Genomic DNA, 21,403 nt, shown 5'->3' with positions numbered 1-21,403 from the left:
GGCGACGATGGTGGTGCTGTCCGAGGACGACGGCGGTGTGCGGATCCTGACGTTGAACCGGCCGGAACGGCTGAACGCCTGGACCGCCGAGATGGGACGGCGCTACTTCGACCTGCTGGAGGAGGCCGACCGCGACCCGTCCGTACGGGCGGTCGTGGTGACCGGCGCGGGGAAGGGCTTCTGCGCCGGGGCCGACTTCGCGGACCTGACGGCCATCCAGTCCGGCGACTACACGGACCAGCAGGACCCGCGGCCCAACACGTTCCCCACCACCCTGCGCACACCGGTGGTCGCGGCGGTCAACGGCGCGTGCGCCGGTCTGGGGATGGTCCACGCGCTCGTGTGCGACGTGGTCGTCACCGCCGACGACGCCAAGTGGACGACCGCGTTCTCCCGGCGCGGGCTCGTCGCCGAGTGGGGCCTGGGCTGGATCCTGCCGCGGCTGGCGGGGCAGGCGCGGGCGATGGACCTGCTGCTGTCCGGCCGGGTCTTCACCGGCGCGGAGGCGTGCGCCATGGGCCTCGCCGTACGCGCAGTGCCGGGGGAGCGGCTGCTCGCCGAGGCCGTCGCGTACGCGAAGGAGCTGGCCACCCAGTGCTCGCCCGCCTCGATGGCGATCATCAAGCGGCAGATCTGGGGCGGCTGGCAGGCGGGGCTCGACGAGGCCAGGGACGAGGCCGTACGGCTGATGATGGAGTCGTTCCGGCGGCCGGACTTCGCCGAGGGAGTGGCGAGCTTCCTCGAACGCCGGCCGCCGGACTTCCCGCCCCTGGCGTAGGACTCAGCGGACGCGGTGGGCACCGGCCGCAGGGGTGGCAGGCAGGAACGTCGGCGCGGCCCAGCCGCGCTCGGCGTAGGCCTGCTCCACGGTGGTGCGGACCCGGTCCACCCGGTCGTCGGCGACGAGCGCGATGGCCGAGCCGCCGAAGCCGCCGCCGGTCATCCGCGCGCCCCGCGCGCCGCCCTTGACCGCGCCCTCCACCGCCACGTCCAGTTCCGGGCAGGAGACCTGGTACTGGTCCCGGAGAGACAGGTGGGAGGCGTTGAGCAGGGCGCCGATCTCCTGAACGGCTCCCGCCCGCAGCAGCCCGATGACGGCCTCCACCCGGTGGTTCTCGGTGACGACGTGCTGGGTGCGGGCCCGCTCGTCGCCGCTGAGCCTCGACAGGGCCGCGGTCAGGTCGGTGACGTCCCGCAGCGACGGGACGCCGAGGTGCTTGGCCGCGTTCTCGCAGTCCTGGCGCCGCTTGGCGTACTGGCCGTCGGCCAGTTCGTGGTGCACGCCGGTGTTGATGATGAGGATCTGCAGGCCGTACGCCGACAGGTCGAACGGCACGGCGCGGCTGGCCAGCGAGCGGCAGTCGAGGAACAGCGCGTGCCCCTCCTTGCTCAGCGCGGAGGCCGCCTGGTCCATGATCCCGCACGGCATGCCCACGAACTCGTTCTCGGCCTTCTGGCACAGCCTGGCCAGCGCCATGGGCTCCAGGCCCAGGCCGTACAGGTCGTTCAGAGCGAGCCCGACGGACACCTCCAGCGCCGCGCTGGAGGACAGCCCGGCGCCCTTGGGCACGTCGCCGTCGATCACGATGTCCGCGCCGCGCACCGGCAGCCCGGCGCCGCGCATGGTCGAGACGACTCCGGCGGGGTAGCGGGCCCAGCCCTCGGCCCGCTCGACGTCCTCCAGCACCTGCTCCTCGCCGGGCGCCTGGAGCGAGGAGATCCGGACGGTGAGGTCCTCGCGGGGGCTGACGGCCGCGGTGACACCCCACGGCACCGCGAACGGCAGCACGAAGCCGTCGTTGTAGTCGGTGTGCTCCCCGATCAGGTTGACCCTGCCGGGCGCGTGCCAGACCCCGGCGGGCTCGCCGCCGTACGCCTGCCGGAAAGCATCAATAACGCGCATAGTCGCACACTCCTCAACATCGCAGCCTCCCCGTAGGGTAGCGGCCCACGCGGGTGCGGACGTGCCAGGGCCCGGCTCGGAACTCCCGGGCCGGGCCCTGATCCGCGGGGCGGATCTCACATGGCGGGCACGGTGGCCCGCTCGTCGGGGACGCAGTGCGTCATCTTCAGGCCCGAGACGTCGCGCGGGCCGTTCTTGCCGAGGTTGGCCAGGCGTTCCCTGTCCTCGTCGGTCAGGTCCTGGCTCGCCAGCGGCTCCAGATGCTTGACGTCGTCCGGCGTGATGCCGAGCCCCTCGCCGACGCGCAGCCCGAGGTCGTCCTCGACCAGCAGGAAGTGCCAGACCATGCGCTCCTGGATCGGCCGGTCGCACTCCGACAGCTTGGCGGTCAGGTTCTCCACCAGGTCGTCGCGCTCCCACTGCTCCATGAGCAGGTAGCGCTGGCCCGCCTGCTTGTAGTCGTTGGTCCGCGGGATGCGCTTGCGGGTGAGCCTTCCGACGATCTCCGGGCCCTGCTCGTCGTGCGTCGGGAACTGCCCCTCGCGCAGCCCGCCGGTGATCGAGGGCTCGTAGTTGACGTGCGGGTTCTCGCCCCCCTGGTCCTGCTGGTAGGTCATGAAGCCGTCGCGCTGGTTGGTCCGCACGTCGGCGTTCTTGGCCTGGTTGACCGGCAACTGCAGGTAGTTCGGCCCGACCCGGTAGCGCTGGGTGTCGCTGTAGGAGAACGTCCGGCCCACCAGCATCTTGTCGTCGGAGAAGTCCAGGCCGTCGACGAGGACGCCGGTGCCGAACGAGATCTGCTCGTTCTCGGCGAAGACGTTGTCCACGGTCCTGTTGAGGACCATCCGGCCGACCGGCTTGGCCGGGAAGTCGTTCTCCGGCCAGACCTTGGTGTCGTCGAGCGGGTCGAAGTCCAGCTCGGGGTGCTCGTCGTCGCTCATCATCTGGACGAGCAGCTCCCACTCCGGGTAGTCGCCGCGCTCGATGGCGTCGTGCAGGTCCTTCGTGGCGTGGCCCAGTTCGTGGGCCTGGATGCGGGCGGCGTCCTCGGCCGTCATGCTCCTGACCCCCTGCTTGGGCATCCAGTGGTACTTCACCAGCACGGTCTCGCCCTGCGCGTTGACCCACTTGTAGGTGTTGACCCCGAAGCCCTGCATGTGCCGGTAGTCCGCCGGGATGCCGCGCGGGCTGAACAGGTTGACGAGCATGTGCATGCTCTCCGGGCTCTGCGACATGAAGTCGAAGATCCGGTTCGGCTCCTGCCGGAACGTGACCGGGTCCGGCTTGAGCGCGTGGATCACGTCGGGGAACTTGATGGCGTCGCGGATGAAGAACACCGCGAGGTCGTTTCCGACGAGGTCCCAGTTGCCGTCCTCCGTGTAGAACTTCACGGCGAAGCCGCGCGGGTCGCGGGCGCACTCGGACGAGTCACGCCCGCCGATCACGGTCGAGAACCGCACCGCCAGGTCGGTGCGCTTGCCTGCCTCCTGGAACAGCTTCGCCCTCGTGAACCGGGCGATCGGCTCGTCGCCCCACATGCCGTACGCCTCGAAGAAGCCGTACGACGTCGTGCCGCGCGCGTGCACGACCCGTTCCGGGATGCGCTCCCGGTCGAAGTGACTCATCTTCTCCAGGAACTGGTAGTTCTCGAGAGTGGCCGGGCCACGCGCGCCCACCGTCCGCTGGTTCTGGTTGTCGTAGACCGGGTGCCCTTGACGGTTGGTCAGCACCGGACGCTCGTCCCCGGGCTCCGGTCCCTTGCTCGAGACGTCCGTCATGGGACGGCTCCTCTCGCTATTTGATCTCGTTTGAGCTGTTTATCCTCCTCAAGACCCCCCTTTCCGCTTTTTGCCGGGGTATTCGTCCCGGCGCCCTCAGGAGAGGAGATCCTGGAACGCCCGGAGCACGCGGGGGAGGGACCGCAGGGCGCCGTGCACGTGGTCCACGTCCCCGACGTCCACGAGGCGCACATCGGCCCCGCCCGCCACCAGGTCGTCGCGGCACAGCCGGGAGTTGGCGATCGCGACGTCGCGGTCGCCCCGGGAGGCGTACAGCGTGACCGGGACCCGGGGCCGCCAGCCGGTGCAGGTCGTGTCGTTGGCGCGCAGCGCTTCGAGGAAGGCGCCGGTGGGCTGCCTGACCTGGGCCAGGAACTCGTCGGTGAGCAGTTCGGCCGGGCTCGCCGGGAGCGCGGCGGCGATCTGCTCCTCGGTGTGCCGCCCGTCGAAGAGCCCCTCCACCTTCGTGTCGTACGGCGCCCGGAACGCCTGGCCGGGCGTGTCGTACAGGTGGTGGAGGCGGTTCATCGAGGTGATCCAGTACGCGAGGTAGAACGTCGCGGTGTGCGGCTCGACATCCCCGGACAGGGTGGCGGGCAGTTCGGCCCGCTCCACGGCGTACGGCCCGCTGATCGGGGCGAGCGCGGCGAGGCGGAGGCCGGGTACGGCGCCCTGCTGAAGCGCGCGGCCCAGCGCCATCGCGGCCTGCCCGCCCTGGGAGAAGCCGGTGACCATCACCCGGCCGTCGAGGGTCCGGCCGTGCCGGGCGGCGAGGTCGCGGGCGGCGTGCAGCAGGTCGGCGGAGGCCGTCACCTCCGACGCCGCGTCCATGTACGGGTGCCGGCCCGGCCCGAGGCCGAGACCGAGGTAGTCGGGCGCCAGCCCCGCGAAGCCTGCGGCGGCGAACATGACGGGCGCCAGCCGGCCGTCGCTGTCCGCCGCGACGGAGGGCGCGTAGCGCTTGGTGGGAAGCGTCCCGTGCTCGTAGACCGCGAACGACAGGCGCCCGTCCCGCGAGCGGGGCAGGGTCACCACGCCGCCGGCGGTCGTGGGCTCCCCGTCGGCGCCGGTAGTCCGGTAGACGACCCGGTAGACGTCGACGCCGAGCGGGTGCTCCGGCGCGGGGAATCCGGCGGCGCGCAAGGTGGCGGAGACCTGGGCGGGCGACAGCCGGTCGAGGCGGGTCGCCGACACGATCGCGCCCCGCGGGGCCTCGGCGGTGGCGGCGGGCCGGGTGATCGCGGCGGAGGCGGTGGCGGTAACGGAGAGCACAGGGAGCGCCAGGGCGGCGCAGGCCGCGGCGGCGAGCAGTCGCTTGGAGAGGGGGTTTGTCATGGCCATGACGGTAGGTTCCGGCGGTGATCACGGCCCATCCCGCGCACCGCCGAAACCATGGTGGGGAGTTCCCTACCTCACCCCGTAGGGGCCGCCTTCCGCGGCTCGCCGCGGTAAGTGCCGAACGACCAGAGGTTGTCCTCCCGATCCCGGACGACGAACTCGCGGGAGCCGTAGTCGGTGTCGTACGGCTCCTGGACGACTCGCGCCCCCGCGGCGGTCGCCCGGGCGAACAACGCGTCCGGATCGTCGGTCACGGCGTACGCGCCGAACGAGCCGGGGGTGAGGCTCCACTTGTCGTCCGGTGTGTCCCGTACGCTGCCCAGCATGATCCCGCCGCCGCGCGGCCAGGAGAGCTGGGCGTGGTCGACGCGGTCGCCCTCGCCGTACACGGCGGTCTCCTCGAAGCCGAACGCCTCGACGAGGAAGGCGATCAGGGCGCGTGCGTCCCTGGCCCGCAGCGTGGGCCATACCTGAGGTGCTGGTGTGGTGTCGTTCATGCCACCGAGTCTGGCGATCCGTCCCCCGCCCCGGCTTGGACGTTTCGGAACAGCTCGCCGCCGTGGCCGCCCTCCTCCGACAGCCAGCGGCTGGGCGAGCACCCGGCGAGGGCGCCGAACTCGCGGGCGAGGTGCGCCTGGTCGTAGAACCCGCACTCGGCCGCCGCGTCGGCCAGTGTGAGCCGCCGCCCGGACGCCGCCGCGCTTTGGAGCAGGCGCCGGGCCCGGTCGAACCGCACGACCCGCGCCGCCTCCTTGGGGGACAGGCCGATCTCCTCCCGGAACCGTCCGTTGAGGTGCCTGGTGCTCCAGCCCGCGTCGCGGGCGAGACCGGACACGGTGACCTGCCCGCCGGCGGCCAGCATCCGCCGCCACGCCCGCGCCACCTCGGCCGGGTGCGCCCGCGTGGGGCGGGCGTGCCGGGACAGGACCGCGTCGAGGACCGCGAAGCGCTCGTCCCAGCCGGACGCCTCCAGCAGGCGCTCGCGCAGCTCGCCCGCCAGCCGGCCGAGCACCTCGGCGCCGTCCAGGTCGAGCCCGGACAGCTCACCGGCGGGCAGCCCGAGCACGGCCCGCGCGCCGAGCGGCGTCAGCGCGAGCTGCACGCCCGACTGCCGGCCGTCGTGCGTGATCAGCGCGGGGCTGGTGTGCAGCCCGCCGACCAGCGTGTCGTACGACCCGGGCGGGGTGCGCGGATCGGGGTGCGCCGCGACGACGAGCGGGTCGTCGAGCGTGACGATCATCGTCAGGTAGGGCGACGGCAGGCCGCGATGCGTGGCCGGGGGGACTCCGGCCTCGCGATAGCCGCTGTACCACGCGACCAGCGGACGCAGCGCGGGAGCGGGCCGCCGGTGCAGGAAGCGTGACTCGTCGCGCTCGTCCGCGTCCGCCGTCCGCCGTGTCCGTGCCGCCATCGGATGGTCCTCCTTCCCCGCCCTCCCAGTCTCCACGAAGGGGAGCGCGGCGGCCATCGTCGCGGCCGCGCCGGTCAGGCGGGTCAGGCGGGTCAGGCGGGTCCGGCGTCCGGGGCCCCCTCGGCTCCCTCGGCGTCGAGGTCGCGGGACAGCAGGTCCGCGAGGGCGGCGAGCGCCTCCTCCGCCCCCGGGCCTTCGGCCTCCAGGGTGACCTCGGTGCCGTGCCCGGCACCGAGGGTAAGCACGCCCAGCATGCTGTTGGCGGGGACGGCCTTCCCGTCGCCCACGCGGATGCGCACGGGCGCCGCCTGTCGCGCCGCCGCCTCGACGAAGAGCTTGGCGGGGCGGGCGTGCAGGCCGGAGCGCGAGGCGACCGCCACTGTCCTTTCCGGCATCGGGTTCCTCTCAGGTCTCAGGGCTCGATGGTGACCTTGATGGCGGCGCCGCGGGCGACGACGTCGATGGCGTCCATGACCTCGTCCAGACCGAGGCGATGGGTGATCAGGTCGGCGACCGGCACCGCTCCGTCGGCGATGAGCCGCAGGGCGCGGGCGTTGTGCGCCGGGCTCGACCCGTTGGCGCCGACGATGGTCAGCTCCCGGTAGTGCACCAGGTTGGAGTCGCAGGCGATGATCGGGTCGTCCTTCGGCAGCCCGCCGAAGAAGCTGATGCGGCCCTGCCGCGCGGCCATCAGCAACGCCTGCTGCTGGGCCGCGCCGGAGGCCGCCGCCGTGATCACCACGTCGGCGCCCCGGCCTCCGGTCAGCTTGAGCACCTCGTCCACGAGGTCGGTCTCGCCCGAGCAGATCGCCGCGTCGGGCCGTACGAGGTCGGCGGCCATCGTGAGGCGCTCGGCGTTAAGGTCGGCGAGGAACACCCGGGCCGCGCCGCGCGAGCGGGCCAGCCGCACGTGCAGGCAGCCGATCGGGCCCGAGCCGACGACGACCACGTCGTCGCCCTCGCCGACGCGGGCCAGCTCCTGCCCGTTGAGCACGCAGGCGAGCGGCTCGGCGAGGGACGCCTCGGCGAACCCCACCCCGTCGGGGATGCGGTTGAGCCCGTCCACGGCGAGCACCTTGGCCGGCACGACCATGTACTGCGCGAAGCCGCCGTCGTAGTGGTAGCCCATCGACTCCTGGTTGGGGCAGACGGTGAGGTGACCCCGGCGGCACTCCTCGCACTCGCCGCACGGGATCGCGGCGATCACCTGCACCCGGTCGCCCGGGCTCCAGCCGGTGACGCCCTCGCCGAGCTCCACGATCTCCCCGGCGATCTCGTGGCCCATCACCCGGGGCGGCCTGATGTGGTGGTGCCCGAACCGGTAGATCTTCACGTCCGTGCCGCACGTCGAGCAGTTGCGTACGCGGATCTTGACCTCGCCGGGGCGGGCGACGGGCTCGGGCACCTCCTCCAGCCGGATGTCCCCGGGAGCGTGGAAACGGGCGACTTTCACTCGGAGTCTTCCTCTCCGTCCGGTTGCAGCAGTTGGATGACCTCGTCGACCTCGGTGGCCGCGCGCAGGGCCGCCGCGCGGTCCGGGTCGAGCAGGATCTGGGCGAGTTCCGACAGCAGCCGCAGGTGGCCGTCCCCGCGGGCCGCGATGCCGACGCACACCGTCACCCGCTCGCCGTGCCAGTCGACGCCCTCGGGGAAGCGCAGCACGCAGATGGCGTCGTGGCGGACCGCCTCCTTCGAGGTCAGCGTGCCGTGGGGGATGGCGACGCCCTCGCCGACGTACGTGGAGATCGACCGCTCGCGTTCGAGCATCGCCTCGGTATAGCCGCCGTCCACCGCGCCGACCTCCTGGAGGACCGCTCCGCACTGCCGGATGGCGTCCTCGACATCCGCGGCGGTCGCGGCCGTCCGTACGGCGCGGCGATCGAGGGGGAGCGGGGCCGTGCCCGCCCGGTCAGCCATCGATCGTGCCCCCGTTCTTGATCGCGGTGACGACCCGCGCCACGGCCGGGTCGCCGATGAAGACCTGGAACGGCACGAGCACGACGCCGGGGGCGCTCGCCCTGGCCCGGTCGGCCAGCCCGGTGTGGCACACGATCACGTCGGCGTCCCCGGGGATCGAGTTGACGGGGGTGTGCTCCACGCTGACCGCGGTGCCCTTGAGTTGCCTGCGCAGCGTGCTCGCCAGCATGACGCTGCTGCCCATGCCCGCGTCGCAGGCCACGATGAGCTTGCGGACGTCCTTGCCCTCGATGCTGGACACGGTTCTACGCCTCCTTGGTGGCGGGCACGCTCTCGGCCGCCGTCTCGCCGGTTGTGTCGCGGTTGTCGTCGCTCGTGATGTCGGTGCCGGTGGTGTCGTTCGCGATGGCGTCCTCCGCCTGGTCCTCCGCCTGGTCGCCGTTGGCGCGGCCGAAGCCCAGCAGCGCGGCGGCGACGGCGAAGGAGACGGCCGTCGCGACCACGATTCCGGCGATCACGCCGAACCAGCCGCCCTTGGGGGTCACCGCCATGTAGGCGAAGATGCTGCCCGGCGACGGCGTCGCGACCAGGCCCGCCCCGGTGACCAGGAAGGTGAGCACGCCCGAGGCGCCGCCGGCGATCACCGCGAGGATCAGGCGCGGCTTCATCAGCACGTACGGGAAGTAGATCTCGTGGATGCCGCCGAAGAAGTGGATGATCATGGCGGCGGGGGTGCTGGGACGCAGGGACCTCGGGCCGAACAGCAGGTAGGCGATCAGCAGGCCGAGACCCGGGCCGGGGTTCGACTCCAGCATGAACAGGATCGACTTGCCGTGCTTGACCGACTCGGCGACGCCCAGCGGCCCGAGCACCCCGTGGTTGATCGCGTTGTTGAGGAACAGCACCTTGGCAGGCTCGATGATGACCGAGGCGATCGGCAGCAGCGAGTGGGTGATGAGCCACTCGACGCCGCTGCCCGCGACCTCGGTGACCTTCTCCACGACCGGGCCGATGGCGAGGACGCCGGCGATCGCCATGACCGCGCCGACGATGCCGGCGGTGAAGTTGTCGACCAGCATCTCGAAGCCGGCCCTGGTCCGCTCGGCGGTGAACCGGTCGACGTACTTGAGGATCAGCGCGGCCAGCGGGCCAATGATCATCGCGCCGAGGAACATCGGGACGTCCGCCCCGACGACCACGCCCATCGTGGCGACGGCGCCGACGACCGCGCCACGCTGCGCGTGGACCATCCGGCCGCCGGTGTAGCCGATGAGCACGGGGAGCAGGACCTTGATGATCGGATCGACCAGCTCGGCGAGTGTCTTGTTCGGCACCCACCCGGTCGGGATGAACAGGGCCGTGATGAGGCCCCAGGCGATGAAAGCGCCGATGTTGGGCATGATCATCCCGGCGAGATGGCCGCCGAAGCGCTGGATCGTGGCCCGCACACCGGTGCCGTGGACGGTGGGGGTATAGGGCGTGGCCATTGACGTGCTCCTTCCGGGGCGACCGGCCTGGCTGGCCGGTTGGTGGGGGGTGGCGCTCATCCCCCGGGTATGAGCGAGCGAAGCGAGTGAATCGATAGGGGCGGTGCGTCGGGCTCACACGCCCCCGAGCGCCGAGCGAGGGGGCGGCGTGAGCGGCCGGGCCGGGTCGGGGGGACCGATCCGGACGTGTGTGCGATCGATGTCGGCCGGCCGGGGCATCCGGCTGCCGGGCAGCCCCACGGCCGCGCCGGCCCAGGCCAGGCCCTCGGCGAGGGCCGTCCCGCCGCGGGCCCCCGCGGCGAGGAAGCCCGCCAGCAGGGCGTCGCCCGCGCCCACGCTGCTGCGCGGCTCCTCGACCGCGCATTCGCCGTACCAGACCTGCTCGTCGTCCTCGACCAGCAGCGCGCCGTCCGCACCGAGGCTGGTCAGGACCGACCGCGCGCCCATGGCGCGCAGCTTGCCGACCGCGTCGAGCACGTCGCCGACACGGGCGATCGACGTGCCGGTGGCCTCGGCGAGCTCGTCGCGGTTCGGCTTGACCAGTGCGGGGCCGGCGTTCACCGCGGACACGAGGGCGGGGCCGCTCGTGTCGACCGCGAGGTTGATGCCGGCGCCGGCGAACCGGCGGCACAGCCCGGCGTAGACGTCCACCGGCACGCCGGGCGGGAGGCTGCCCGAGGCGACCACCCAGTCGGCCGACCGGGCGGCGTCGAGCACAGCGCCCGCCAGTGTGTCCAGCTCGGCGGGGGTCAGCGCGGTGCCCGGCTCGTTCACCTTGGTGACGGTGCCGTCCGGCTCGGCGATCGCGACGTTGGACCTGGTGGGGCCCTTCACCGGCACGGGGATCATGTCGATGCCCTCCGCCGACAGCAGGTCGAGGAGCCGGCGCCCCTCGTTGCCGCCGTACGGGATGACCGCGCACGACCGGACGTCGTTGGCCAGCAGGGCCCGCGACACGTTGACGCCCTTGCCGCCGGGGTCGAGGTGGGTGGCGGCCGCCCGGATGACGGCCCCGCGGGTGAGCGCGCCGACCTCGATCGTGCGGTCGAGACTGGGGTTGAGGGTCAGCGTGAGGATCATGCCCGGACGACCTCCGGTCCCGCGGCGGCCAGCGCGGCGGCCTGGTCGGGGTCGAGCCCGGTGTCGGTGATGACGACGTCGATCTCGCCGAGCGTCGCGAAGCGCGCCAGGTAGGTGCCGGAGAACTTCGTGTGGTCGGCCAGCAGGACGGCGCGGTCGGCGCAGGCGATCATCGCCCGCTTGATCGCCGCCTCGGCCGGGTCGGGAGTGGTCAGGCCCTTGGCCACCGAGCAGCCGTTGGTGGCCATGAAGGCCACGTCGACGTTGAGCTGCGACAACTGCTGGATGGCCCAGTCCTCCACCGTCGCCAGCGTCCGGCCGCGCACCCGGCCGCCCAGCATGAGCACGGTCAGGTTGGGGCGGGCCGCCAGCACCGTGGCCAGCGGAGGCGAGTTCACGACGACGGTGAGCTCGCGGTCCGGCGGCAGCGCCTGCACGAGCCGGCTCGTCGTGGAGCCCGCGTCGATCACCACGGCGCCGTCCTGCGGGAGTTCGGCCAGGGCGGCCTTGGCGATGCGCTCCTTCTCGGCCGTCAGCACCTCGTCCCTGGCGGCCAGGGCGGGCTCGAACCCCAGGCGTTCGACCGGGATCGCGCCGCCGTGCACGCGCCGCAGGACGCCCGCGCGCTCCAGTGCGGTCAGGTCGCGGCGGATCGTCTCCGTGGTGACGCCGAACCGCTCGGCCAGCGTCACCACGTCGACCCGGCCGGCGTCGCGGGCCGCCCGCAGGATCTCCTGCTGCCGCTCCTCGGCGTACATCGTGTTGGTTCACCGCCGTTTCGATGTTGTTTCGTATGTGTTTATACCCGTGTCTGTTGGAGGGTCAAGGGTGGTGAACGTAACGAAACGGGCACCGCGCGATGCCGTTCCTCGGGGGCATGCTCGTCGCGGCGGGCGTGCGGTGGCGGTGGATCGGGCTGCTCGCGTTCCCCGGGATGGCCACCGCGGTGCTCCGCGCGGGTGCTCGGGCTGCTGCGCGCCGGCTCAGATCCAGCCGCGGCGGGTGGCCTCCATCGCGATCTGGAAGCGGGTCTGCACGCCGAGGCGCCGCATCAGCCTGGTGATGTGCCGCTGCACCGTCCGCTCGCTCCAGCCGAGGGCTCGCCCGGCCGCCTTGTCGGTCGCGCCCGACGCCAGCAGCGAGAGCAGCAGGGCCTCGTCCCGGGACGGTTCCTCGACCACGCCGGGCACGTCGAGCGGCACGGGCACGCTGCGCGTCCACAGCGCTTCGAAGAGGGCGATCAGGGCGTCCAGCAGCGGTGAGGGATGGATCAGGTAGGACGCCGTGAGCGCGTCCGCGCCGGGCCGCAGCAGCGGGATGAGGGCCAGCCGGTCGTCGGAGATGGCGAGTTTCATCGGCAGGTCGGCGCCGATCCTGGCCTGCTCCCCGTGGCGTATCCCGGTCATGACGTCCTCCAGCCAGCCGGGCAGCTCCAGCACGCTCCTGTCGTAGATGACCCGGTACTTGACACCGCGTTTCAGCAGATCCAGCTCGACGGGGTTCGGCTCGGCGTGCCCCTGTGGCGCCGCGTAGGGCGGGCGGTCGAACCCGCGTACCTGCGTGCGCGTGTTCCGCTGCACCTGGACCCACCGCTCGTTGACCTCGTCGCGTCCGGATACCACCTCGACGAGCTCCCCGGGATGGGCGAACCGCGTGCCGGCGCGATACATCTCCATCAGCGTCCGGATGTGCAGGCGGACGTCCCGCAGCCGCGCCTCACGCTCGCGCAGCAGGGCCTCCAGCCCGCTGTCGGGGGCGATCACGACGTAGCGGAGCGGGCGCCCGGCCGAGCGCGTGGCCAGCCCGAGTTCGACGAGCGACCGCAGCGCGCGCCGGATGGCCGGCACCGGGAGACGGCATTCCTGGGCCAGCTCGGAAATCGTCGCCTGCGTTCTGCGGACGAGCGCGTCGTACACCGCTTCGTCCTGCCCGCCCAAGCCGACCGCTTCGAGCACGTCCGTCACCTCCAGGGAGAGGGTCTCGCCGTTCACCAGGCGCGACGGCGATTTGTGAGGTGTCGTATTCCCGTCATGTGACGGGAACTCGCCAGGGCTCCAGCTTGTCAGCCGGTGATCGCGGATGCCAGCGTTCCAACGTCCCCACCGCGTCGTGACGGCGCGGACAACAGAAGAAGGAGCCCCCTCATGTCGCTGCTCGCCTTGCGGTCCCGCGGGCAACGCCTTCTGCTCGCCGTGTTACTCCCCATGCTGCTGGTCGCGGGCTCGCTGGGCGTGGCCCTGCCCGCGGCCCCGGCGCTGGCCGGCAATCCTCCCCCTGGCCCGCATCCACACGGGAAGATCGCGCCCGAGCTGCTGGACTCGATGCCCGCCCGGGCGGGCGCGGACAAGCGCATCGAGGCGGTCGTCACACTCGAGCCCCGTACGGACGCCGTGCCGGAGACGGCCAAGCCCGGCAAGGCGCGCGAGGCCCTGGCAGACGCCGCGGAGTCCGCCCAGGAGCCCGTCGTGCAGCTGGTCGAGTCCCGCGGCGACCAGGTGGTGAACACCTTCTGGCTCAAGAACATGGTTCTCGTCCGGGTCAAGCCCGCCACCCTGAACGAGCTGGCGGAGCTTCCGATGGTGAACCGGGTCATCCCCAACTTCAAACTCTCGGCCCCGGCCACGCCCCCGAGGGCGGCCGCAACGCCGGAAGGCGAGACCGGCGGGTCGGCCTGGGGGATCACGAAGATCGGTGCCGACCGGGTGTGGAAGGAGCACGGGCTCACCGGCAAGGGCGTACGGGTGGCCGTCCTCGACACCGGCATCGACATCGGTCACCCCGACCTCGCCGGCAAGCTCGTCAGCGACAAGCCGTCCGACCCGGCGTACCCCGGCGGCTGGATCGAGTTCGGAGCGGATGGCAAGCCGGTCGCCTCCACGCCCCACGACAGCTACTGGCACGGCACGCACGTGGCGGGCACGATCGCCGGTGGCGACGCCTCGGGTACGCGGATCGGCGTGGCGCCCGGCGTGGAGCTGATGGCGGGGCTGGTCCTCCCGGGCGGAGAGGGCACGCTCGCCCAGGTAATCGCCGGCATGCAGTGGGCGATCGCGCCGTACGGCGCCGACGGCAAGCCGGCCGGGAAGCCCGCCGACGTCGTCAGCATGTCGCTGGGCGGCGAGGGTTACGACGACGAGATGATCGAGCCGACGCGGAACATCTACCGGGCCGGCGCCTTCCCGGCTTTCGCCATCGGCAACGACTGCGCTCCGAACGGGTCGGGCAGCCCCGGCAACGTCTATGAGGCCGTGGCCGTCGGCGCCACCGACGTCAACGACGACGTGCCGGACTTCTCCTGCGGTGGCGTCGTCAGGCGCGAGGACTGGTTCCACGCTCCCGCCGAGTGGCCCGACACCTACACCGTCCCGGACGTGTCGGCCCCCGGCGCGGAGGTCATGTCGGCGGTACCCGGCGGCGGGTACGGCATCGCCGACGGCACGTCGATGGCGACCCCGCACGTCTCCGGCACGGTCGCGCTGATACTGGAGGCCCGCCCCGGCCTCACCGTCGACCAGACTCTGGAGGTCCTCGAAGGCACCGCATTCTTCGACAGGCGCTACGGCGAACGCCCCAACCCGCGCTACGGCAGCGGGCGGATCGACGCGTACGCGGCGGTCGCCGAGGTTTCGGCCGACAGCGGCGTCCAGGGCACCGTGACCGACGGCAGGACCCGCAAGCCGCTCGCCGGTGTGACGATCACCAACACGGCCACCGGCCGGGCCTACCACACCGACGCGCAGGGGCGGTTCCAGATCCGGCTCCTCGCCGGCGCCTACGACTTCACGCTGTCCCGCTTCGGGTATCAGGACGCGACGACCCACGTCACCGTGGCCGTGGACCGCTTCACCCAGGCGGACGTCGCCCTGCAGCAGACCCCGAGGGGCAGGATCTCCGGTCAGGTGGTCTACGGTCCCACCGGGATCAGCGTGCCGGGCGCGACGGTCAGGGTGCTGAGCGTCCCCGACCGGCTGGCCGCGACGACCGACGGCAACGGCAGGTACACGATCGGCGACGTGCCCGAGGGCGACTACCGGGTCGTAGCCTCGGCCGCCGCCATATCGGCCGCCGCACCCCGCCCGGTAACCGTAAGCGGAGGCCGTGGCGGACAGGCCGACTTCGCCCTACCGAGAATGCCGGACACGAAGCGGGCCTCGGTGACCGGCGACGGCATCGAAGGCGACGACGACGTGTGGTGGGCGAGCCTGAACGGCGACGGCAGCCTGATGGTGCTGGGCACCGGAGCGGACAACCTCGTCCCGGACGACACCAACGGCAGCATGGACGTCTTCGTGCGCGACATGCGCTCCGGCGACGTCCGCCGGGTGTCGGTGGCCTCCGACGGCACCCAGGCCGACTCCGACTCGCTCGTGCCGCACATCAGCGCCGACGGCCGCTATGTCGGGTACAGCAGCACGGCCGCCAACCTGGCGCCCGGCGACACCAACGGGATGGTCGACTCCTACGTGCACGACCTGCGGACGGGGAAGACCGAGCGCGTCTCGGTGGCCTCCGACGGCACGCAGGGGAACGACAAGTCCTTCGATCCGCTGCTCAGCGGCGACGGCCGCTACGCCGTCTTCTCCAGCTACGCCACCAACCTGGTGCCCGGCGACACCAACGATCGCGGCGACATCTTCGTCCACGACCGTCAGACGGGGAAGACCGAGCGCGTCTCGGTGGCCTCGGACGGCACGCAGGGGAGCACGGACGCGTTCGACCCCTCCGTCAGCGCCGACGGCCGCTTCGTCGCCTTCGACAGCCGATCTCCCGAACTCGCCCCCGGCGACACCGACGAGCACAACGACGTGTTCGTTCGCGACCTGAGGAACGGCACCACCGAGAGGGTCCCGGCGCCGGACGGCCTGGAGGCGAGCTCGCCGGCGCTCAGCGCCGACGGCAGAGTGGTGGCGTATCTCACCTCGGGCGGTCCCATGGGCTTCCAGATCTTCGCCTACGACCGGCAGACCCGTGCGACCACGCTGGTGTCGGCGGGCGGACCGCCGAATGGAGGCGTCGGCGACTCCGATTCCTTCGCACCGGCGGTCAGCGCCGACGGGAGGCTGGTGGCGTTCTACAGCTACGCGGCCAACCTCGTGCCGGGCGACGGCAACGGGCGGGAGGACGTGTTCGTACGCGACCTCACGGCCGGCACCACCGAACGGGTCTCCACGGGCCCGCAGGGCGAGGACGGCGACGGCAGGAGTACGGTCCCCGCGCTCAGCGGGAACGGCCGGTACGTCGCCTTTCTGAGCGACTCCGGCAACCTGGTCGAGGGCGACAGGAACGGACGGTTCGACGCCTTCGTCCACGATCTGGCTCCCGGCCCCGAGGCTCGCTTCGCCCTGGCGGACCTGCGTGTCAACCCGTCGGAGGTCCGTCCGGGCCGCCCGGCCGAGGTCACCGCGTCCGCGAAGAACGTCGGCGAGAAGGGCGGCGAGTACTACGCCGTCCTGAGCGTGAACGGCCGGGTCGAGGCACGTCAGACCGTCCAGGCCCAACCGGGCAGGACGGTGCGGATCTCGTTCGAGGTACGCCGGCAGGACCCTGGTGCCTACACCGTCAGGCTGGGGCCGCTTCAGGGCGAGTTCACCGTGAAAACGAGGTAGGGACCGTTCGGACGCGGGCGGGACAGGGGGAGGCCGGCGAGTGTGGCGGTCACCTCCTGCGCCCGCCCCGGCTCCAGAGGCTCCAGCGGCTAGAGTGCTGGACTCGTGAGATCGAGCGGGGAGGCGTGGATGCGGCCGTCGGGACCGGAATGGGCCGAGGTGCGGCGACGCCTAAACGGGCACCGGCACGAGCTGGCCGCTGCGGCGGATCGGCTCTATCCCGGACTCGCCAGGGCCGGGTCGACCCGTCTGCTCACCCGGGACGGCTGGACTGCGACCCCATGGACCCTGGCCACGCCGCTCGATCTGCGCGAGGTGCGGCTCGGCTGGGTGGAGGACGCTCCCGCCCCCACCGTCACGGGCCGCGAACCGGAGGCGGCGGCCCTGCTGCCGGAGGGCGCCGGCGCCTACCCGGACGCGCTGGCGACGCTCGCCCGCCCCCGGCTCTTCGAGGACCGCACCTGCTACCGGCTGCTGGAGGTCGCCTGGCCGGAGCTGACCTTCACCCGCGCGCGCTACTTCGACGGCGTGAGCGTGGGAGAGGCGGCCGCCCACGAGTTCGCCGCCCACGAGTTCGCTGGGCATGAGTTCGCCGGGCATGGGGACGGGCACCCGCTGCCGTTCCGCGCCCTCGTGGGCGACCCCACCGACCTGCGCCGCCGGCCCGCGCTCTGCGCGATCTCGACGCTGACGCTGCGCCATGACCGCCGTGCAGAGGAGACGTCGTTCGTCCTGCACCGGCGTGACCCGGCCCGGGTGGCCCACGGCGGCGGGCTCTTCCAGGTCATGCCGGTCGGGGTGTTCCAGCCCGCGCACGAGTCCGCGGGCGCGGAGAAGGCCGACCTCGACCTGTGGAAGTGCGTGGTCCGCGAGTACGCCGAGGAGTTCCTCGGGAGGGGAGAGGAGTACGGCGACGGCTTCGACTACGAGGGCTGGCCGCTCTACCGGCTGCTGACGGACGCCCGTGAGGACGGGCGGGTGCGCTCTCTCGTGCTGGGCGTGGGGGTCGATCCGCTGACCTTCGCGACCGACTTCCTCGCGGTGACCGTGCTGGAGGCGGAGACGTTCGACGCCGTCTTCGGCGAGGTCGCCGCCTCCAACAGCGAGGGCCAGGTCGTCGGCCGCGTCCCGTTCGACGAGCAGACCGTGCGGCGGTACGTCCGCGACGAGCCGATGCAGGCGGCGGGCGCGGCCGTGCTGGACCTCGCCTGGCGGCACCGCGAGGCTCTGCTGTAGTCACACGGACGCCGTCCGCGCCGGCGTGATCGGCCGGCGGGGACGGCGTGTCGTGAGGAGGCTCAGCTCGCGGGGGCCAGCGCGCCGGCGCCGCCCACGATCGGCAGCGTCACCGTGCTCTTCGTCGTGTCGAGGTGCAGCCGCGCGCCGGGGGCGGGCCGGATGGTGTACTCGTAGTCGCTCGACAGCAGCACGACCCCGATCCGGTGCCCCGCAGGGAAGACGTAGTCGTGCGGCTGCAGGTCGAAGTCGAGGCGGTAGGGCGTGCCCGGCTTGACCGGCTCGGTCCGTGAGATCGACGTGCGGTTCTGCGGGTCCGTCCAGCCCCGGGTGATGATCTTCGCCTTGCCGTTCTGGTCGTAGTCGACGAGCAGCGCCGTGACGTTCGCGGCCGGCTGGTCGAAGGACATCCGCAGCGACACCCGCGGGGTGCCGCTGAGCCTGGCGGCCGCGGTCAGCGCCTCCGACTTGTACGCCAGGCGGTTGGGCGAGGTGGCGGCGTCGGCGAGGGTCTGCGCCCGCTTGGTGGCGTCGTCGACGATCGTCTCGGTCACCGGCCTGCCGACCCGGGTCCTGTCGGAGGTGAGGACTCCGGCCGCGCCGTCGGCGCCGGGGGCCAGGTTGAGTTCGGTCTCCGCGGCGGCCGGGTCGGGCCACTCGGGGTACTGCACCAGGGTCCTGTCCTCACGCTGCACCAGGGCGCGGGGGTCGTTCTCCACGCCGTTCTGGTAATCCCACAGATAGCGGGTGAACCAGCGGTTGAGCACGTCGACGCTGGGGGAGCCGCCGTGCCCGCCCTGGTGCAGGTAGATCTTGTGCGGCACCCCGCGCGCCCTGAGCGCCTCGTACCACTGCGCGGCGTGCTTGGTCTTGACGTTCCAGTCGTTGAGGCCGTGCGCGACCAGCACCGCGGCGTGGACCTTGCCGACGTCGTTCATGTAGTTGCGCTCGTCCCAGAAGGCGCTGTAGTCGCCGGTGACGCGGTCCTGCGCCTTCGCGAGCTCCTCGATGACGCTCCGGCAGACCTGCTTGTCCGCGCGCGTGTAGACGTACTCCGCGAGCACGTCGGTGTCCTCGCCCTGGTAGCCGCCGGGGGCCACGACGGCGCCGTTCGCCCGGTAGTAGTCGTACCAGTTGGAGATCGCCGAGATCGGCACGATGGCCTCCAGCCCCTCGACGCCGGTGCTCGCGACCGCGTTGGGCAGGGTGCCGTTGTACGAGGTGCCGATCATGCCGACTTTGCCGGTCGTCCACGTCGCCGTGACTTCCCGCCCGGAGGCGTCGTACGCCTTGGCGCGGCCGTTCAGCCAGTCGACGACGGACCTGGCGCCGATGGTCTCGTTGCGCCCGCCGGTGGTCGGGCAGCCGTCGGACTTGCCGCTGCCCAGCGACTCGGCGTGGACCACCGCGAAGCCGCGGGGCAGCCAGTTGGACTCGTGGCTGGTGCTGATGACCGGCTGCGGGCCGGTCGCCGCGAGGGACGCGTCCGCGCCGCCGGCCCCGGCCTCGTCGACGGTCGCCGCGGCCAGGCGCTCGTCGGCCGCCGGGTCGAGCACCTTCCCGCCGCGGTTCAGCCAGCCCTTGCCCGGCCGGAGCGCCTCGTTGAGCTCGTGGTCGACGTCGTGGTTGGTGATGGGATTGCCGCCGGCGTAGTAGGGGCTGACCTCGTACACGACGGGCGACTTCAGGCCGGCCGTCTCGGTCTCCTTGAGCCGGGTGACCTCGGCGTGCACCCGGTCGTTGCGTCCGTCGCCGTCGCTGTCGACCGGGGTCTCGACCCACACCTCCTCGCGGATCCAGTCGTTCCGGTTGGTCGAGAACACCGGCTGGGCCATGCCGTTCTGGAACACCGGTCCGACGGGGACGGCGGCGCCCGCGGTGGCCGGGTTCACGGCGAGCCCCGTGACGGTCGTGGCGACGGCGAGGCCCAGCGCCGCCGCGCCCCGGCGTGCGGCTCCCGTACGGCGTGACGCGGCTGGTGGGAGGGGACCAGGCGTCACCCGGCGCGATGAGGACATCGGCAAACCTTCCAAGAACGATCGGGGGGACTCGGGCCGGGGGATTCGGCCCGTAGAGGGCGATGCTAGGGACGCACGTGTGGAATGTCTTCGGACGACCGTTCTGTCTTGATCACAACTGTTTTCGACATATGTCGAAGCCCGGCCTCAGCCGGCCGGACGCCACGGGACCGGACGTCGCGGGGGCGGATGTCGCAGGGCCGCTGATGATCCGCGCGTCGCGCCGACGCGGCCCGCAAGCGCGTCAGTAGCCGTAGCGGCTCTTCAGGTGCCGCCAGACGTCGCGCAGCATCCACGCGTCGAACTCGGTGATCGACGTGGCCGAGCCCGCCTTCATGAGGAAGCAGCACTGCCCGGACGGGGTCCAGTCGTAGAAGTCGTCCAGGCCGAAACTGTGCCCGATCTCGTGCAAGAGGATGTGGATGTCGTCGCTGCCGAGGTTGTCCACCAGATACTCGCTGCCGACGCGTTGTCCCCAGGCGCCGCCCATGCCGCCGATCATGCCCTCGGTGAGCCACAGCGACATGTCGTAGTGGTGGGAGGCGCCGCCCGGGCAGTCGGAGTAGGCGCCCGACTGGTCGAACTGGCGTCCGCACGGCTCGGCGCACTGCGGCGCGTTCTCGCGCAGGTCGCCGACGTACACGTCCACCGAGTCGTCGCTCCACTGCAGCAGGGCGCGGTCGCGTACGGCCCAGCCGACCACCTTCACCGGCACGTCCGCGTACGGCCAGCCGTTGTGCCCCGCCATCACGTCCGTCCACTTCTTGAACGACCTGGCCAGCGCGGCCTGGATCTTGTCGCGCAGCTCCGCGGAGACCGGGGCGCCGGAGTCCCACCGGACGCAGTAGTTGACGCTGCCGCCGTTGGCCATGATCTGGTCCCAGGCGTAGTCGCGGTAGCCATATAGGTCGGTGTTCGTGGACTCGACGTGCCGCCAGACCTCGTCGAGCGGCGCGACCAGGTCGGCGGGCGGGCTCCAGCCGCTCGGCCGGCCGGCGGCGTCGGCGAGCGCCCTGATCTCCAGCAGCCCGACCGACGCCTGGCCGCTGTGCAGGACGACGCGCAGCCGGGTGGTGGTCACGGCGGGGAAGGTGACGGTGTTGTAGGTGTCGATCGCGGTGGGGTAGGAGGCCGCGATGTCCACGTACGCGCCGCCGTCCCAGCTCTGGAGCTTCCAGGAGGCCGGCAGCCGGACGCCGCCTCCGTCGTCGAAGAAGTAGACCTGCACCGAGGAGATCGTCTGGGCGGACGGCCAGGTCAGCAGGGCCCACTGCGCGCCGGCCTCGGGCCAGGTGCCCCAGCGGCGGTTCCGCGTGTCATCGGAGCGAGCCGGGTCGATGCCGTCGTTGACGGCGGCCACGCTCTCCCAGGGAGAGGTGTAGGAGGCGGAGGCGGTGGCCGACGGGGCCACGTTCGCCACGGCGGCGTCGGCACGCGCGGACACCGGCAGGAGGAAGCCTGCGACCAGCGCGAGAACGGCGAGCAATCGCCTCATGCCTGTCTCCCTAAGATCGATTTGTCTGGAGTGAGTCGCTCTGGATTCCCGGGGCGACGGGGTGTGGCTGATGTCTGTCTGCTGCGGTTGTGGCTTCGAAGGAATGGCCGCCTCGTCGCCCTGGACGCCTTGGC

18 protein-coding genes are annotated in these 21,403 nt (G+C 72.1%); 3 read left to right on the top strand and 15 right to left on the bottom strand.

Features of this window, described 5'->3' with window-relative positions; all coding sequences use genetic code 11:
• Positions 1 to 7: 7 nt before the first annotated feature.
• Positions 8 to 778, top strand: coding sequence for an enoyl-CoA hydratase-related protein (locus tag IL992_RS12215; RefSeq protein ID WP_193203470.1), 771 nt, complete (start codon positions 8 to 10; stop codon positions 776 to 778).
• Positions 779 to 781: 3 nt separating this feature from the next.
• Here IL992_RS12215 and galK read toward each other — a convergent pair whose 3' ends face one another.
• From galK to IL992_RS12150, 13 genes are all read right to left on the bottom strand, one after another.
• Positions 782 to 1,903 carry a galactokinase gene (galK, locus tag IL992_RS12210; RefSeq protein ID WP_193203469.1) on the bottom strand — a complete coding sequence of 374 codons (1,122 nt, stop codon included), beginning with the start codon at positions 1,901 to 1,903 and terminating at the stop codon, positions 782 to 784.
• 116 nt (positions 1,904 to 2,019) lie between these two features.
• On the bottom strand, positions 2,020 to 3,681 hold the full coding sequence (locus tag IL992_RS12205) for a catalase (RefSeq protein WP_193203468.1): 1,662 nt from the start codon (positions 3,679 to 3,681) through the stop codon (positions 2,020 to 2,022).
• 96 nt (positions 3,682 to 3,777) lie between these two features.
• Positions 3,778 to 5,016, bottom strand: coding sequence for a hypothetical protein (locus IL992_RS12200; protein WP_193203467.1), 1,239 nt, complete (start codon positions 5,014 to 5,016; stop codon positions 3,778 to 3,780).
• A 77-nt stretch (positions 5,017 to 5,093) separates the two neighbouring features.
• The gene (locus IL992_RS12195) at positions 5,094 to 5,516 is read right to left on the bottom strand and encodes a VOC family protein (RefSeq protein WP_193203466.1); all 423 of its coding nucleotides are present in this window, start codon (positions 5,514 to 5,516) and stop codon (positions 5,094 to 5,096) included.
• Positions 5,513 to 6,430, bottom strand: a complete 918-nt coding sequence (locus IL992_RS12190; protein WP_193203465.1) for a helix-turn-helix domain-containing protein — start codon at positions 6,428 to 6,430, stop codon at positions 5,513 to 5,515. The genes IL992_RS12195 and IL992_RS12190 overlap by 4 nt, the downstream gene beginning before the upstream one ends.
• 92 nt (positions 6,431 to 6,522) lie before the next feature.
• Positions 6,523 to 6,825 carry an HPr family phosphocarrier protein gene (locus IL992_RS12185; RefSeq protein ID WP_193203464.1) on the bottom strand — a complete coding sequence of 101 codons (303 nt, stop codon included), beginning with the start codon at positions 6,823 to 6,825 and terminating at the stop codon, positions 6,523 to 6,525.
• Positions 6,826 to 6,842: 17 nt separating this feature from the next.
• On the bottom strand, positions 6,843 to 7,883 hold the full coding sequence (locus tag IL992_RS12180) for a zinc-dependent dehydrogenase (RefSeq protein WP_193203463.1): 1,041 nt from the start codon (positions 7,881 to 7,883) through the stop codon (positions 6,843 to 6,845).
• On the bottom strand, positions 7,880 to 8,347 hold the full coding sequence (locus tag IL992_RS12175) for a PTS sugar transporter subunit IIA (protein WP_193203462.1): 468 nt from the start codon (positions 8,345 to 8,347) through the stop codon (positions 7,880 to 7,882). Before IL992_RS12175 ends, IL992_RS12180 begins: the two co-directional genes overlap by 4 nt.
• Positions 8,340 to 8,648: a PTS lactose transporter subunit IIB gene (locus IL992_RS12170; protein ID WP_193203461.1), complete on the bottom strand. Its 309-nt coding sequence runs from the start codon at positions 8,646 to 8,648 to the stop codon at positions 8,340 to 8,342. The genes IL992_RS12175 and IL992_RS12170 overlap by 8 nt, the downstream gene beginning before the upstream one ends.
• Before the next feature lie 4 nt (positions 8,649 to 8,652).
• On the bottom strand, positions 8,653 to 9,834 hold the full coding sequence (mtlA, locus tag IL992_RS12165; RefSeq protein ID WP_193203460.1) for a PTS mannitol transporter subunit IICB: 1,182 nt from the start codon (positions 9,832 to 9,834) through the stop codon (positions 8,653 to 8,655).
• Positions 9,835 to 9,948: 114 nt separating this feature from the next.
• Positions 9,949 to 10,914 (bottom strand): 1-phosphofructokinase, encoded by a 966-nt coding sequence (gene pfkB, locus IL992_RS12160; protein WP_193203459.1) that lies wholly within the window; start codon positions 10,912 to 10,914, stop codon positions 9,949 to 9,951.
• Positions 10,911 to 11,672: a DeoR/GlpR family DNA-binding transcription regulator gene (locus tag IL992_RS12155; protein ID WP_193203458.1), complete on the bottom strand. Its 762-nt coding sequence runs from the start codon at positions 11,670 to 11,672 to the stop codon at positions 10,911 to 10,913. The genes pfkB and IL992_RS12155 overlap by 4 nt, the downstream gene beginning before the upstream one ends.
• 225 nt (positions 11,673 to 11,897) lie before the next feature.
• Positions 11,898 to 12,905, bottom strand: coding sequence for a helix-turn-helix domain-containing protein (locus IL992_RS12150; protein WP_193203457.1), 1,008 nt, complete (start codon positions 12,903 to 12,905; stop codon positions 11,898 to 11,900).
• Positions 12,906 to 13,058: 153 nt separating this feature from the next.
• Between IL992_RS12150 and IL992_RS12145 the strand changes: the two genes are divergently transcribed.
• Both IL992_RS12145 and IL992_RS12140 read left to right on the top strand, forming a co-directional pair.
• Positions 13,059 to 16,520 (top strand): S8 family serine peptidase, encoded by a 3,462-nt coding sequence (locus IL992_RS12145; RefSeq protein WP_193203456.1) that lies wholly within the window; start codon positions 13,059 to 13,061, stop codon positions 16,518 to 16,520.
• Between the two features lie 159 nt (positions 16,521 to 16,679).
• Positions 16,680 to 17,756 carry a transcriptional regulator gene (locus tag IL992_RS12140; protein ID WP_193203455.1) on the top strand — a complete coding sequence of 359 codons (1,077 nt, stop codon included), beginning with the start codon at positions 16,680 to 16,682 and terminating at the stop codon, positions 17,754 to 17,756.
• A 62-nt stretch (positions 17,757 to 17,818) separates the two neighbouring features.
• On the opposite strand, the gene IL992_RS12135 is transcribed toward IL992_RS12140, so the two are convergent.
• Together IL992_RS12135 and IL992_RS46100 are read right to left on the bottom strand one after the other, a co-directional pair.
• Positions 17,819 to 19,774, bottom strand: a complete 1,956-nt coding sequence (locus tag IL992_RS12135; RefSeq protein ID WP_193203454.1) for a Xaa-Pro dipeptidyl-peptidase — start codon at positions 19,772 to 19,774, stop codon at positions 17,819 to 17,821.
• Positions 19,775 to 20,018: 244 nt separating this feature from the next.
• Positions 20,019 to 21,269, bottom strand: a complete 1,251-nt coding sequence (locus IL992_RS46100; RefSeq protein WP_226872841.1) for a zinc metalloprotease — start codon at positions 21,267 to 21,269, stop codon at positions 20,019 to 20,021.
• Positions 21,270 to 21,403: the final 134 nt, after the last annotated feature.

Origin of the sequence: Microbispora sitophila, from assembly GCF_014892245.1 — a bacterium.
Classification (GTDB): domain Bacteria; phylum Actinomycetota; class Actinomycetes; order Streptosporangiales; family Streptosporangiaceae; genus Microbispora; species Microbispora siamensis.
Note: the sequence above shows the minus strand (reverse complement) of the source record. Positions and strands in the feature narration are given on the sequence as shown.